Raw genomic sequence first — 14485 nt, 5'->3', positions numbered from 1 at the left:
GCCAATGAGAGTCCGTCGGCGCGAGGGGCGCCAAGGGGCATTCGAGCCGATGTACAAAGCGGTCCTTCCGGCCATGGTCGTCGCAGGCGCACTCGCACCGGGCGCAGCGCATGCAGCAGGCGGCGTCCAGTTCGCCAGCGATGTCTTCGTGGAGCGCTTCCAGCCCGCCCCCGGCGGCCGCACCGCCCGCATCCTCGAACGCGCCGACCAGCTCCGCCCCGGCGATCGCGTGATCTTCGTCGTCAACTGGTCGGGCCGCAAGGACGGCGGCTTCACCGTCACCAATCCGCTCCCGCGCACGATCGCCTTTGCCGGCGGCGCGGATGGGGCGCAGGAAGTCTCGGTCGATGGCGGCCGCACCTGGGGCGCGCTCGGAGCCCTCACCGTGCGCGACGCCTATGGCCGCCAGCGCCAAGCCCATGCCGAGGACGTGACGCACTTGCGCTGGCGCATCCCGACCCAGCTCGCGCTCGCCGGCACCGGCCAGATGACCTGGCGCGGCGTGGTGCGCTGAGGCGGAATCTCGCCGTCCCGCCTCCCCCTCAACCGCTCATGCTGAGCTTGTCGAAGCATCTTGCGCAGCTTATGCGGCAGCACCCTTCGACAAGCTCAGGGTGAGCGGGATTGGGTATATCTTGGGGTCCGTCAATCCGCCAGCAGCAGCACCGGCGTCTCGATCAGACGCTTCAGCGCCTGGACAAAACTCGCCGCATCCCAGCCATCGACCACGCGGTGATCGCAGCTGATCGATACGTTCATCAGCTTGCGCTTGGCCACGCGTTCGCCGCCCATGCCATCGGGCACGAACATCGGCCGCTCGACAATCCGGTTGGGGCCTATGATCGCCACTTCCGGCCGATTGATCACCGGCGTCGTCGCCACGCCGCCCAGCGCACCGAGCGACGTCACCGTGATCGTCGAACCCGATAGCTCGCCAGAAGTGGCCGTCCCGCTCCGTGCCGCATCGGCCAATCGCGCGATTTCGCTGGCCAGCTGCCACAGGTTGCGGTCCTGCGCATCGCGGATCACCGGCACCATCAGCCCGCCCGGCGTCTGCGTCGCCATGCCCAGATGCACCGCGCCAAGCCGCGTCACCACGCCCGCCTCGTCGTCATAGCGGGCATTGAGCATCGGGAAGTCCGGCAGCGTCTTGCAGATCGCGGTGATCAGCAGCGGCAGCATCGTCAGCTTGGGCCTGATTGCACTTTGGGACCCGCGCGCCTCGTTCAGCTGCGCGCGCATTTCTTCGAGCGCGGTGACGTCGCATTCCTCGACATACGTGAAGTGCGGAATATGCCGCTTCGCCGCCGCCATGTTCTCGGCAATGCGGCGCCGCAGGCCGATGACCTTGACTGTCTCGTCCTTGCGCGCCTCACCCGCGGGGCGATAGCCGCCACCCGCATTGTAGGCGAGGAACTGGTCGAGATCGGCATGCCGCACCCGGCCTTCTTCAGAAGGCTTCACTTGCCCCAGATCGATCCCCAGCGCCTCCGCCCGCGCGCGCACCGCAGGGCTCGCCAGCACCTTGGGCGCATGGATGAATGGCGCCGGTTCTTCAGACCGGAAAGCAACCGGTTCCGGCTCCGGCGTGTCTGCAATTGGTGCCGCCCCAGCAACATCCGCTCGTCCTGAGTCCTGAGCCTGTCGAAGGATCGAAGGACCATTCACAGCCTCAGCAGCAGGCTCAACCTCGTCCGCCCCCTCGGTCTCGATCACCACCAGCGGCGATCCGATCGCGATCACGTCGCCAACTTCGCCCGCGACCGAGATCACCTTGCCCGCTACCGGGCTTTCCATCTCGACCGTCGCCTTGTCGGTCATCAGGTCGGCGACGCGGCCGTCCTCGGCGACCACATCGCCCACCTTGACGTGCCACGCGACAATCTCGGCCTCGGCGATGCCTTCGCCGATATCGGGCAGGCGGAACGTGAAAGTACCCATTGGCTCAGGCCTTCAGAAGACGATCAACGGCCTCGCCGATGCGGACCGGACCCGGAAAATATGCCCATTCGAGGCTGTGCGGATAAGGCGTGTCGAACCCGGTCACGCGCTCGATGGGGGCTTCAAGGTGATAGAAGCAATGCTCCTGCACCAGCGCCGAAAGCTCCGATCCGAACCCGCCGGTGCGCGTCGCCTCGTGGACGATCAGGCACTTGCCGGTCTTCTTCACCGAAGCCTCGATGGTCTCGATATCGAGCGGCACCAGCGTGCGCAGGTCGATGATCTCGGCATCGACGCCCTTGTCGGCCAGCACCGCTTCGGCGACATGGACCATCGTGCCATAGGCGAGCACCGTCATCGCCTCGCCTTCGCGCACCACCCGCGCCTTGCCGAGCGGGATGCGGTAGTACCCTTCCGGCACTGCGCCATCCTTGTGACGCGACCACGGCTCGACCGGCTCGTCGTAGTACCCGTTGAACGGCCCGTTGTAGATGCGCTTGGGCTCGAAGAAGATCACCGGATCGTTGTCCTCGATCGCCGCGATCAGCAGCCCCTTGGCATCGTGCGGCGTCGACGGAATCACCGTCTTCAGCCCCGCAACATGGGTAAACAGCGCCTCCGGGCTCTGGCTATGCGTCTGCCCGCCGAAGATACCGCCGCCGAACGGCGAGCGCACCGTGATCGGCGCGGTATACTCGCCTGCCGAACGATAGCGCAGCCGCGCCGCTTCGGAGACCAGCTGATCAAGCCCCGGATAGATATAGTCGGCAAACTGGATTTCCGGCACGGGCCTGAGGCCATAGGCCCCCATCCCCACCGCCACGCCGATGATCCCGCACTCGCTGATCGGCGTATCGAACACCCGCGTGCGGCCATACTTCTTCTGCAGCCCCGCCGTCGCGCGGAACACGCCGCCGAAATAGCCGACATCCTCGCCCATCACGACGATATTGGCATCGCGCGCCATCATCACGTCGAGCGCGTCGTTGATCGCCTCGATCATGTTGAGCTTTTTCATGGAAAGGGTCTCGCTCACGCTCAATCCTCCTTCCACTCGGGCCATTTGATACGCCGCTCGCGGATCGCCTGCTCGCTTTGTTCCTTGAGGTGCCAGGGCAGCTCCTCGAACACGTCCTCGAACAGCGTGCGGAACGGATGGTGCAGGCCATGCCCCAGCACGCCATTGGCTTCCGCTGCCTTGGCCGCCGCCTTCACTTGCTCGGCCAGCTCCAGATCCATCGCCGCATGTGCCTCCGGCGTCCATTCGCCCAAAGCCTCCAGATGCCGTGCCAGACGGTTGATCGGATCACCCAGCGGCCATTCGGTCCGCTCCGCCTGCGAGCGATATTGCCCCGGATCGTCCGAGGTCGAATGTCCTTCCGCTCGGTACGTGAAGTGCTCGATCAGCGTAGGCCCGCCATTCGCCCGCGCCCGGTTCGCTGCCCAGCGCGTCGCCGCATAAACGGCCAGCGGATCGTTGCCGTCGACGCGCAGGCCCGCAATGCCGTAGCCGATCGCCCTCGCTGCAAAGGTCGTCCGCTCCGCCCCGGCAAACCCCGAAAAGCTCGAAATCGCCCACTGGTTGTTGACGACATTGAACACCACCGGCGCATTATAGACCGCCGCGAAGGTCATCGCCGAGTGGAAATCCCCTTCCGCGGTCGAGCCCTCGCCCAGCCAGGCCGCCGCAATCCGCGTGTCGCCCTTGATCGCGCTCGCCATCGCCCAGCCCACCGCCTGCGGATATTGCGTCGCGAGGTTGCCCGATATCGAGAAGAACGAGGCCTCCTTGGCCGAATACATGATCGGCAGCTGGCGGCCCTTCAGCTTGTCCGCCTTGTTCGAATAGATCTGGTTGATCATGTCGACCATCGGATAGCCGCGCGCGATCAGGATGCCCTGCTGGCGGTAGCTCGGGAACACCATGTCGTCCTCGGCAAGCGCCATCGCCGGCGCGATCGACGTCGCCTCTTCGCCGGTGCATTTCATGTAGAAGCTGGTCTTGCCCTGCCGCTGCCCGCGATACATCCGGTCGTCGAACGCCCGGGTCAGCGCCATCAGGCGCAGCATCCGCCGCAGTGTTTCGGGATCGAGCTTCGGGTCCCACGGCCCGACGGCGCGGTGGTCATCACCCAGCACCCGCACCAGATCGAGGCACAGCGGATGCGTCTCGCACGCCGCGCAGCCCTCATCGGGCCGCGCCTGCGCGCCCGCTGCCGGTATCACCAGATGGCTGTAGTCCACCGCATCGCCGGGACGAAACTTCGGCTCGGGAACATGCAACTGAAGCGGCGGCAGATTGCTGCGGGCACCTTCGGTCATGCGCAAAACGCCTGCATCAGTCACTCCCGGCGCGCCTCCAGTCTGAGACGCATTATTAGCTCATCGCATAATAATATTACACGCCGCTTTCCGAGTCAATCACACCGCTACGGGTGCGGCAATATGCGCCTGCGGGGCATAATCGGTCACCTCGAAGTCATCGATCCGGTAGTCGAACATGCTCTCGGGACGCCGCACGATCTCGAGCTTAGGGCTCCCCTCCGGCACCCGCGCCAGCTGCGCTTCCACCAGCTCGGCATGATTCAGATAGAGGTGTGTATCGCCCCCCATCCACACCAGCTCGCCCGGCTCCAGATCGCACTGCTGCGCCAGCAGGCGGATGAACAGCGCCCCGCCCCACAAGTTGAACGGCAATCCCAGCGCCACGTCGCAGCTGCGCTGATAGAGCAGCCCGGAAAGCTTCCCGTCCGCGACATGAAACTGGTAGGTCTTGTGGCACGGCGGCAGCGCCATCCGGTCGAGTTCCGCAACGTTCCACCCCTCGACGATATGCCGCCGGCTCCCGGGATTCTTCCGCAAGCTCTCGACCACCTCGGCCACCTGATTGACGCCCATCGCGCGCTTGGCGAACAGCCCCTCGCCCGCCGGTTCATAGACCGGCCAATCCGTCCACTGCTTGCCATAGACCGGCCCCAGATCGCCCCACTGCAAGGCAAAGGCCTCATCCGTCACAATTCGCGCCGAAAAGTCCTTGCGGCTGATCGGGTCGCCCGTCTCCCGCCGGTAGCGATCCAGCGGCCAGTCGGTCCAGATTTCCACCCCTTGCGCGCAAAGCTCCCGGATATTGGTACGCCCGGTCAGGAACCACAGGAACTCGCGCGTCGCGGTCTTCCAGTAGACGCGTTTCGTCGTCAGCAGCGGCATCGCGCCACCCGCCAGATCGAACCGCAGCTGCGCCCCGAACACGCTGCGCGTCCCCACCCCGGTGCGGTCCACCCGCTCGTCGCCCTCCTCCCAGATGCGCCGCATCAGGTCGAGGTATTGCTGTTCGGGATGCGCAGTCTGCGCGGGGACTCGCGAAGGGGAAGCGGCAGTGGCCATGCGCTCCTGTCTAGCCACATCGGCCGGCACTGACCAGCGCCCGCCATACGCAGTTAACCTTAACCTCGCCCTTCCGACCCTTAAGTCCGAATCGGAGTATGGCAGACCTGTTGACTGCCACCTCGCCTCGCCTAACCTTCAGCACCCGCGCCGCCCTCGCCGCGCAAGCGCTGGTGCTGGTGCTCGTCGTGGCGATGGCCGAACTTGCCCCACGCCCCGGTCTTGCCGCGCTCTACATTCCGCTTGTCCCCGCGCACCGCCGCCCTTCGCTCGGATGGGCCCTCGCCCATGGCGCCGCCCTCAACGGCAAGGGCCCGTTCGGCGGCCTGATCCTGACCAACCCGCCCGCCGGATTCGGCGCCCGCGCTTTCCACGATGGCGCGCTCGCCCTCGCCATCCCCGCTCTCCTTTGTCAGCCCCCGAAAGCCCCGCCCCATGGATGAACTCCTCGCCGTCCGCCGCAATGGCCTCAAGCTCCTCGCCGCGACTTGCGTGCTCGCCGTGCTCACCATCGGCGTGGGTACGGCTCTGGCAGATACAGGCGCATTTCCGCTCGTCCTCGCGCTTGCCGTCAGCGCCATCCCGCTGGCGCTCGTGGTCCAGGGACGTGCGGATCAAGCGACCCGCCTCGCCATGGGCAGCGCCGTCGCCGCCTTTCCGATGATCCTGCTCTACCAGTGGTCCGGCCATCCCTTCATGGTCGATATCCACATGACCTTCTTCGCGGCGCTCGCCATGCTTGCCGCCATGGCCGATTGGCGCCCGGTGATCCTTGCCGCCGGCCTCACCGCGGTGCACCACCTCCTCGCCAATTTCCTTGCACCCGATGTCGTCTGGAACGGCGGCCCTGCCCTCGTCCGCGTCCTCTTCCACGCCGTTGTCGTCATTGCCGAAACCGCCGCCCTCGTCATGCTCTGCGAGCAGGTCGCCCGCCGCATCCAGCATCAGGCCGAGATCCGCGAGCAGGCCGAACGCATCGAAGCCGAAGCGGCTGCCGAACGCAGCCGCACCGCGGCCGAACAGAACGCCGTCATCTCTGCCGTCGCCGCCCGGCTCGAAGCCATGGCCCAGGGCGATCTCGCGCTGCGCATCAGCGAACCCTTCCCCCCGGCCTACGAAGCCCTGCGCCGCTCGTTCAACGAAGCCGCTGCCGATCTCGACTTGCTGCTCGGCCGCGTCACCGCCGCCGCACGCCAGATCGCGACCGGATCGTCAGAAATCCGCTCGGCTTCCGATGACCTTGCCCGCCGCACCGAAGCCCAGGCCAGCGCCATTGCCGCCAACAGCGAGGCCACCACCAGCCTCGCCACTGGCATCCGCGCAACCGCCGCCCGCGCCGAGGCGGTCAACGCCGCCACAGCCGAGGCTCAGGGCGATGCCACCACCGGCGGTGCGGTGGTCGAACGCGCGATCACCGCGATGACCGCGATCGAGCAATCCTCCAGCGAGATCGCCCAGATTGTCTCGATCATCGATGGCATCGCCTTCCAGACGAACCTCCTCGCGCTCAACGCCGGCGTCGAAGCCGCCCGCGCCGGCGAGGCGGGCAAGGGCTTCGCGGTCGTCGCAACCGAAGTGCGCGCGCTCGCCCAGCGCAGCGCCGATGCGGCGCAGGACATCAAGAACCTGATCGAGGCCTCTTCCGCGCAAGTCGGCAACGGCGTCGAACTTGTCGGCGAGACCGGCGCCGTGCTGCGCGCCATCGTAGAGCGCATCACCGGCATCGGCGGTGCGATCAGCGGGATTGCCAGCGAGTCCGCCCAGCAGGTCGAAGCGCTCGGCAGCGTCAACGCCAGCTTCAGCCGGATCGATCAGGTCACCCAGCAGAACGCCGCGATGGTCGAGGAAAGCAACGCCGCCGCGCACAGCCTGCTGCGCGAGGCCGAAACGCTGCAGGACCTCGTCGCGCGCTTCCGCCTCTCAAGCTCCGCCGAGGTACCCGCCCTCCGGCGTGCTGCCTGACCGTTCCACAGGGTGCGAAAATTTCCTGCAAAAGGGTGCTTGTCACCCTCGAATCCCCCGCCTATAGCGCGCCCCTGCCTCGGGGCCGGGTGACCGGCATTCCGATCGGTCGGGGAGTAGCTCAGCCTGGTAGAGCACTGTCTTCGGGAGGCAGGGGCCGGAGGTTCGAATCCTCTCTCCCCGACCATTTCACTCCATTGGTGATGTTTGCGGGCTTGGTCCTGCCCATTCAGAGCCCCGAAGCGCGCTCTGCAAGCAAGCCAATCAGCACGCTCAACCCGCCCAGCCCGATCGACAGATTGCGCCGCAGCGCCAGCCAGCCATCCGGTTTCAGCCCGATGGCCAGATCGACCAGCGGCGAAAGCGCGATGCAGACGCCCAGCGCGATCAGTTCCGGCCCCGGCCAGGTCCAGCCCAGCATCCATGGAAACCAGCCCGCCAGCGCGATCAGCGACGGCGCGACACCGGCGAGGAATATCCACTTCGGGCTTTCGGGCTTGGCGATCCCGATGCCCCACCACACCCCGCCCAGAAAGCTGAAAATCAGCGCCGCATAGGCATAGGCCAGCGCAAGGCCCGTCCACGCCCATGGCCCGCCCTTGAACACCGCCAGCAGCGCCGCGACCTGCGGGAGAAGCCCGGCATATCCCAGCGCCCGCGCGCTTTCCGAAACCTTCTTCACAATCAGAACCCTTTTTTCGATGTGCGTCCGTGTCGAGCGATGTCGAGACACCGATCCCGGCCTCACCCACCACGAAGCAGCTGCACGCCCCAGTCACGCTCGAACAGATAAAGCAGCGCCCGCGCCGCCTCCCCGCGCGGAGAGGAAAGCCCGCCATCCCGCTCCATCAGCAGCCGCGCGTCGTCATGCGCGAGCGGAAGCAGCCGGGCAATCTGTTCGAAGTCGGCTACCCGAAAGGGCGTATCCCCCGATTGCCGCGTACCCAGCAGTTCGCCGCCGCCGCGCAGCCGCAAGTCCTCCTCGGCCAGACGGAAACCGTCCTGCGTCTCGCGCATCAGGGCAAGCCGCTCGCGCCCGACCTCGGACAGCGCTTCGCCGCGCAGCAGCAGACAAGTCGATTTGGCCGAACCGCGCCCCACCCGCCCGCGCAACTGGTGCAATTGCGCAAGACCGAAGCGCTCCGCCTGCTCGATCACCATCAGGCTGGCATTGGGCACGTCGACGCCGACTTCGATCACCGTCGTCGCCACCAGCAGCTTGGCCTCGCCGCGCACGAAGCGCTCCATCGCGGCGTCCTTCGCTTCGGGCCGCAGCTGGCCGTGCACCAGCACGACCTGATCCCCAAAGCGCAGCTGCATTTCGGCAAAGCGCGCTTCCGCCGCCGCCAGATCCGCCGTCTCGCTTTCGTGCACCATCGGACAGACCCAATAGGCCTGCGCCCCAGTCGCCAGATGCCGCGCGAGGCCCTCAACCACCTCGCCGATGCGCTCCACCGCCACCACGCGCGTATCGATCGGCTGACGCCCCGGCGGCATCTCGTCGAGCTTCGAGACTTCCATCTCGCCATATTGCGCGAGCGTCAGCGTGCGCGGGATCGGCGTCGCCGTCATGGCGAGGCAATGCGGCGTCGCCTTACCCTTCTGCGTCAGCATCAGCCGCTGGCCCACGCCGAAGCGGTGCTGCTCGTCGATCACCACCAGCGCCAGATTGCGATAGGTCACGGAGTCCTGAAAAATCGCGTGCGTGCCCACGACAATATCGATGCTGCCATCGAGCAACCCCATCAGGATCGCCTCGCGCGCCTTCACCCCGCCGCGCTGCGTCGTTTTGCCGGTGAGCAGCGCGATCTGCACCCCCGTCCCCGCCGCCATGCGCTGCAAAGTCTCGGCATGCTGCCGCGCCAGAATTTCGGTCGGCGCCAGCAATGCCGCCTGCGCCCCCGCTTCCACCGCGATCAGCATCGCGTGGAGCGCCACCGCCGTCTTGCCCGAACCCACGTCGCCCTGCAGCAGCCGCAGCATCGGCGCATCCTGCGCCACATCGCTCTCGATCTCGGCCACCGACCGCGCCTGAGCCCCCGTCAGCGCAAACGGCAAACGCAGCTTCGCCCGCAAGCGGCCATCCCCGCGCAGCGGCACCGTCCGCCGCGTGCGGTTGCTCGCCTTCACCAGCATCAGGGCCAGCGAGTTCGCCAGCAGTTCATCATAAGCAAGCCGGTCCCGCGCGGCCGCATCGGCGCCCTTGTGCGCCCGCACCAGCGCATCGCGCCACGCCGGCCAGCCCGACTGCGCCAGCAGCCCCGGCTCGACCCACTCCGGCAATTCCGGCACCATACCCAGCGCCTGGCCCGTCAGCCCCGCAATCCGCGCCTGCGTCAGCCCTTCGGTCGCAGGATAGACCGGCTCGTTGAGCGACCCCGCCAGCGCGCTGCTCTCCTCGGCGATATGCTCGGGATGGACGATCTGCCAGCTCTGCCCATACTGGTCGAGCCGCCCGGCCACCCAGCGCTTCTCGCCCACCGGCAGCAGTTTCTTCGCGGTGTAGGACGCCCGCCCGAACCACACGAGCGCGACGTAATTGCCCAGCGCGTCCTCGGCCATGATCCGGTACGGCCCGCGCCCCGAACTCGCCCGATGCTCCCGCACCGTCAGCGCGATGACGATATTCTCGCCAACCGCCGCCTCATCGAGATTTCCAACCGCCCGCCGCGCCACGAACCGGTCCGGCAGGTGATAGACAAGGTCCCGCACCCGCGTCAGCCCCAGCTTGCCCAACGGCCGCGCCAGTCCCGGGCCGACACCCTTCAGGCCCTCGGTCTCGGCAAACAGCGGATTGAGCAGGTCGGGACGCATGCTCGGTTTGATAGTCGGGCTGATCACGGAACGCTACTGGCCGACCATAAATAGGGACAGTCCCCATTTATTCCCCGTGCTTATGTGACCTCGGCAGGACGCCTGCGGAATAAATGGGGACTGTCCCTATTTATGGAAGCACAACGTAGCTGCTATGGCCTTCCGCGATGCAGAGCCTTCCCCCGGCGGCACTTGCCCAGCCTGCCTCCAAGCGCGTATCGGCCCCCTCATGACTCTCGGCATGAACGACAACGACTCCCCCGCCCACCGCCTCGCCCGGATGAAGTTCCGCGCCTGGCATCGCGGCACGCGCGAAGCCGACTACATGATCGGCTGCTTCTTCGACACGCGCCACGCCGGGTGGGACGCCGCCGCCCTCGACTGGTTCGAACGCCTGCTCGAGGAAGACGACGTCGATATCATGGCCTGGGCGCTCGGAACCCAGCCCGTGCCCGCCGCGTTTGAAGGCCCTGAAATGGACGCCATGCGCCGCCTCGATTACGTCGATATCCCGCGCTGAAGCCGCACGTGCCCGATCCCAACCGCATCCTTTCGGCGACAACGCCGCTTACGCTCGCCAGCATCGCCCGCGGCGCGCAGCCGCTTGTCCTTGCCGACCTTGCCCGTGCCGCCGCCACCGGCAATGCGCCAAAGCGCACGATCTTCATCGCCGCCGACGATGCCGCCATGCGCGCCGTCACCCAGAGCGCCGCGTTCTTCGCGCCCGAGCTCGACGTCAGCGAATACCCCGCGTGGGACTGCCTCCCCTTCGATCGCGCCTCGCCCGCGATGTCGGTCAGCGCCCGCCGCCTCGCCGCGCTCCACGCCCTGCAGGAAAAGCAGGAGGGGCCCCAGCTCCTCGTCACCACCATCAACGCCGTCCTCCAGCGCACCCTCACCCCGTTCCGCATCCGCGAATCCGTCCGGAGCTTGCGCGTCGGGCAGGAAATCGCGCGCGAAAGCCTGATCGCTCTCGTCCAGCGCCAGGGCTACACCCGCGTCGATACCGTCGTGGATGCGGGCGAATACGCTGTGCGCGGCTCGGTCTTCGATCTCTGGCCCAGCGGCCTCTCCCACGGCCTGCGCCTCGATTTCTTCGGCGACGAGATCGAGACGATGCGCCTGTTCGATCCCGCCACCCAGCGCTCGGTCCAGCCCGTCCAGTCGCACCTCCTTCTCCCCGCCAGCGAAGCCCTGCTGGACGAAGACTCCATCCGCCGCTTCCGCACGCGCTACCGCGAGCAGTTCGGCGCTAATGCCACCGGCGATCCGCTCTATCAGGCCGTCACCGACGGCCGCCGCCTCGCCGGGATGGAGCACTGGCTCCCCCTCCTCGAAGACCGCCTCGTCACGCTCTTCGACCACCTGACCGACGGCGACCTAGTCCTCCTCGACACCTCCGCCGCCAAGGCCGCCGAGCAGCGCCTCGCCGATATCGCCGACTACCGCCAGGCCCGCGCCGAAAGCAGCCAGCGCGCCGGCAGCACCACCTACCGCCCGCTGGCCGAAACCGCGCTCTACCTCTCCCGCGACGAATTCGACCGCGCCCTCGCCAGTTGGCCCGTCCACCGCATGAGCCAGTTCGCCGAACCGGAATCGGCTCGCGTCCTCGATTTCGGCTTCGGCCCCCCGCGCGATTTCGCCCCAGAACGCGCATCCGGCGCCAATATCTACGAAGCCGCCGCCAAGCACCTCGCCGCCCTCGCCACGCGCGGCCACAAGGCGATCATCGCGGCCTACTCCGCCGGTTCCCGCTCGCGCCTCGCCTCGCTGCTGGGCGATGCCGGGAAAGCCTCGCCCATCCTCGCCGAAACCTGGCAGGAAGCCCTCGGCGCCGCCGCGACCGGCAAACCCGCCGCCGTCGTCCTCCCGCTCGAACAGGGCTTCTCCAGCGGCGATGTCGAAGTCCTCACCGAACAGGACATCCTCGGCGACCGCCTCGTGCGCCCCAAGCGCAAGCGCAAGGATGCCGACGCCTTCCTCGCCGAACTCGCCGCGCTCGGCACCGGCGATCTCGTCGTCCACATGGAGCACGGCATCGGCCGCTACATCGGCCTCGTGCCGGTCGACGTCGGCGACAGCCCGCACGACTGCGTCCAATTGGAATACGCGGGCGGCGACAAGCTCTACATCCCCGTCGAAAACCTCGACGTCCTCTCCCGCTACGGCCACGACGCTGAAGGCGTCGCGCTCGACAAGCTTGGCGGCGAGGCATGGCAGCGCCGCAAGGCGAAGATGCGCGAGCGCATCCTCGAAATTGCCGGCCAACTGATGCAGACGGCGGCCCTGCGCGCGCTCCGCGAAGCTGACGCGCTCGCCCCCGATCCCATGACCTACGGCCCCTTCGTCGACCGCTTCCCCTGGGCCGAGACCGACGATCAGGAACGCGCCATCGATGACGTCCTGACCGACATGGCTTCGGGCAAGCCGATGGACCGCCTCGTCTGCGGCGATGTCGGCTTCGGCAAGACGGAAGTCGCCCTGCGCGCCGCCTTCGTCGCTGCCATGGCCGGCAAGCAGGTCGCCGTCATCGCCCCCACCACGCTCCTCGCCCGCCAGCACTACACCGCCTTTGTCGAGCGCTTTGCCGGCTTCCCCCTCGAAGTCGGCCGCCTCAGCCGCCTCGTCCCCGCCAAGGAAGCCGCCGCCACGAAGGAAGGCCTCGCCGCCGGCACCATCGACGTCGTCATCGGCACCCATGCGCTCCTCTCCAAGGGCCTCGAATTCAAGCGCCTCGGCCTCGTCATTGTCGATGAGGAACAGCGCTTCGGCGTCGTCCACAAGGAGCGCCTCAAGGAATTGAAGGCCGACGTCCACGTCCTCACCCTCACCGCCACGCCCATCCCGCGCACGCTCCAGATGGCAATGTCGGGCCTGCGCGAACTCTCCACGATCCAGACCCCGCCGGTCGACCGCCTCGCCGTGCGCACCTATGTCATGCCGTGGGACGACGTCACCATGCGCGAGGCCCTGATGCGCGAGCACCAGCGCGGCGGCCAGTCCTTCATCGTCGTCCCCCGCATCGCCGACATGCCCGATCTCGAGGAATGGCTTCGCCTCAACGTGCCCGAGATCCGCTACGTCTCCGCGCACGGCCAGATGAGCCCCACCGAAGTCGAAGACCGCATGGGCGCCTTCTACGAGAAGCGCTACGAAGTCCTCCTCTCGACCACCATCGTCGAGAGCGGCCTCGATATCCCCAGCGCCAACACCATCGTCCTCCACCGCGCGGACCGCTTCGGCCTCGCCCAGCTCTACCAGCTGCGCGGCCGCGTCGGGCGCGGCAAGCTGCGCGCCTATGCCTACCTCACCTACCCCGAGGACCAGGCCCTCTCCGAGGTCGCCGAAAAGCGCCTCAAGGTCCTCTCCGACCTCGACAGCCTCGGCGCCGGTTTCCAGCTCGCCAGCCATGACCTCGACCTGCGCGGCGCAGGCAACCTCCTCGGCGACGAGCAGTCCGGCCACGTCCGCGAAGTCGGCTTCGAGCTCTACCAGTCGATGCTCGAAGACGCGATCGTCGCCGCCAAGGCCGGCGAAATCGGCCTCGCCCGTGAGCGCAATGCGCTGAGCCCCCAGATCACCGTCGACGCGCCCATCATGATCCCGGAGGACTACGTCCCCGATCTCGCCGTGCGCATGGCGCTCTACCGCCGCATGAACGATGCCGATGGCCCCGAGGCCGTCGAAGCCCTCGCCGCCGAAATGATCGACCGCTTCGGCCCCCTCCCCGCGCCCACGCAGAACCTCCTGCAACTCATCGAGATCAAACGCCAGGCCATCGCCGCCAACATCGCCAAGATCGACGTCGGCGCCAAGGGCACCCTCGTCTCGTTCCACCAGGACGACTTCCCCGACCCCATGGGTCTCATCGCCTACGTCGACCGCCTCAAGGGCACCGCCCGCCTGCGCCCCGACAACAAGCTGGTCATCAACCGCGCATGGGGGACGCCGGAAGCCCGCCTCAACGGCCTCGTCCAACTCACCAAAGGCCTCAGCACCATCGCCAAACGCGCCGCAAATCGGGTCTGACCCTCCTAAGCCCTCTCCCCTCGAGAGGAGAGGGCTGGGAGAGGGGCCCGGCCTCCAACGCAAGGCCTTGAAGCAATAAGAAGCCTCCGGCGGGCAAGGGCCACAGCCCTTGCATCCCACAAATGCTTCACCGGAACTGGGAGGGGATCTTCGCAGGTGGTGCCGGAGCCAGGGCGGTCGGCCTTGCCGCCAAGCCTGCTGGCGCACCGCCTTTCCCCACCTTCGTCATTCCCGCGAAGGCGGGAATCCAGAGCGGTGATACAATGCCGCGTCGAGCAATCGGTGATTGTGGCACGTGTCACCGCAATGTCACACCGCAATGTCACACCGCAATGTCACACCGCAATGTCACACC

The 14485-nt window shown here is 67.2% G+C and carries 11 protein-coding genes and 1 tRNA gene; 6 read left to right on the top strand and 6 right to left on the bottom strand.

Annotated elements, in window-relative coordinates:
* Positions 1–49 precede the first annotated feature (49 nt).
* Complete coding sequence (locus IP83_RS10340; protein ID WP_054122142.1) at positions 50–514, top strand: hypothetical protein; 465 nt, start codon at positions 50–52, stop codon at positions 512–514.
* A 131-nt stretch (positions 515–645) separates the two neighbouring features.
* On the opposite strand, the gene IP83_RS10335 is transcribed toward IP83_RS10340, so the two are convergent.
* The 4 genes from IP83_RS10335 to thyA form a co-directional block, all read right to left on the bottom strand.
* A complete protein-coding gene (locus IP83_RS10335) occupies positions 646–1941 on the bottom strand; it encodes a dihydrolipoamide acetyltransferase family protein (RefSeq protein WP_054122141.1) in 1296 nt (431 codons plus the stop codon).
* A gap of 4 nt (positions 1942–1945) precedes the next feature.
* A complete protein-coding gene (locus tag IP83_RS10330) occupies positions 1946–2959 on the bottom strand; it encodes an alpha-ketoacid dehydrogenase subunit beta (protein WP_156309667.1) in 1014 nt (337 codons plus the stop codon).
* A 20-nt stretch (positions 2960–2979) separates the two neighbouring features.
* The gene (locus IP83_RS10325) at positions 2980–4263 is read right to left on the bottom strand and encodes a 3-methyl-2-oxobutanoate dehydrogenase (2-methylpropanoyl-transferring) subunit alpha (protein WP_054122139.1); all 1284 of its coding nucleotides are present in this window, start codon (positions 4261–4263) and stop codon (positions 2980–2982) included.
* Between the two features lie 99 nt (positions 4264–4362).
* Positions 4363–5325, bottom strand: coding sequence for a thymidylate synthase (gene thyA, locus IP83_RS10320; protein ID WP_054122138.1), 963 nt, complete (start codon positions 5323–5325; stop codon positions 4363–4365).
* A 110-nt stretch (positions 5326–5435) separates the two neighbouring features.
* On the opposite strand from thyA, the gene IP83_RS20185 reads away from it, so the two are divergent.
* The 3 genes from IP83_RS20185 to IP83_RS10305 all read left to right on the top strand — a co-directional run bounded on the left by IP83_RS20185 (position 5436) and on the right by IP83_RS10305 (position 7474).
* Complete coding sequence (locus tag IP83_RS20185) at positions 5436–5768, top strand: hypothetical protein (protein ID WP_156309665.1); 333 nt, start codon at positions 5436–5438, stop codon at positions 5766–5768.
* Entirely contained in the window at positions 5761–7287 is a 1527-nt protein-coding gene (locus IP83_RS21075) for a methyl-accepting chemotaxis protein (protein WP_054122136.1), read from the top strand. Before IP83_RS20185 ends, IP83_RS21075 begins: the two co-directional genes overlap by 8 nt.
* A 110-nt stretch (positions 7288–7397) precedes the next feature.
* Positions 7398–7474, top strand: a tRNA-Pro gene (locus IP83_RS10305).
* Between the two features lie 42 nt (positions 7475–7516).
* Here the strand turns inward: IP83_RS10305 and IP83_RS10300 are convergent.
* Both IP83_RS10300 and recG read right to left on the bottom strand, forming a co-directional pair.
* Complete coding sequence (locus tag IP83_RS10300) at positions 7517–7969, bottom strand: DUF3429 family protein (protein ID WP_054122135.1); 453 nt, start codon at positions 7967–7969, stop codon at positions 7517–7519.
* Between the two features lie 62 nt (positions 7970–8031).
* The gene (recG, locus tag IP83_RS10295; protein ID WP_054122134.1) at positions 8032–10101 is read right to left on the bottom strand and encodes an ATP-dependent DNA helicase RecG; all 2070 of its coding nucleotides are present in this window, start codon (positions 10099–10101) and stop codon (positions 8032–8034) included.
* Positions 10102–10330: 229 nt separating this feature from the next.
* On the opposite strand from recG, the gene IP83_RS10290 reads away from it, so the two are divergent.
* On the top strand, positions 10331–10621 hold the full coding sequence (locus tag IP83_RS10290; RefSeq protein WP_231625000.1) for a succinate dehydrogenase assembly factor 2: 291 nt from the start codon (positions 10331–10333) through the stop codon (positions 10619–10621).
* Positions 10622–10629: 8 nt separating this feature from the next.
* Entirely contained in the window at positions 10630–14130 is a 3501-nt protein-coding gene (gene mfd, locus IP83_RS10285) for a transcription-repair coupling factor (protein WP_054122133.1), read from the top strand.
* The last annotated feature ends 355 nt before the right edge of the window (positions 14131–14485 follow it).

Origin of the sequence: Novosphingobium sp. AAP93, from assembly GCF_001296055.1 — a bacterium.
Lineage (GTDB): Bacteria > Pseudomonadota > Alphaproteobacteria > Sphingomonadales > Sphingomonadaceae > Novosphingobium.
Note: the sequence above shows the minus strand (reverse complement) of the source record. Positions and strands in the feature narration are given on the sequence as shown.

Coding starts and splice junctions, on each gene's coding strand:
- IP83_RS10340 (WP_054122142.1), top strand. CDS start 50: ATGTACAAAGCGGTCCTTCCGGCCATGGTCGTCGCAGGCGCACTCGCA.
- IP83_RS10335 (WP_054122141.1), bottom strand. CDS start 1,941: ATGGGTACTTTCACGTTCCGCCTGCCCGATATCGGCGAAGGCATCGCC.
- IP83_RS10330 (WP_156309667.1), bottom strand. CDS start 2,959: ATGAAAAAGCTCAACATGATCGAGGCGATCAACGACGCGCTCGACGTG.
- IP83_RS10325 (WP_054122139.1), bottom strand. CDS start 4,263: ATGACCGAAGGTGCCCGCAGCAATCTGCCGCCGCTTCAGTTGCATGTT.
- thyA (WP_054122138.1), bottom strand. CDS start 5,325: ATGGCCACTGCCGCTTCCCCTTCGCGAGTCCCCGCGCAGACTGCGCAT.
- IP83_RS21075 (WP_054122136.1), top strand. CDS start 5,761: ATGGATGAACTCCTCGCCGTCCGCCGCAATGGCCTCAAGCTCCTCGCC.
- recG (WP_054122134.1), bottom strand. CDS start 10,101: ATGCGTCCCGACCTGCTCAATCCGCTGTTTGCCGAGACCGAGGGCCTG.
- IP83_RS10290 (WP_231625000.1), top strand. CDS start 10,331: ATGACTCTCGGCATGAACGACAACGACTCCCCCGCCCACCGCCTCGCC.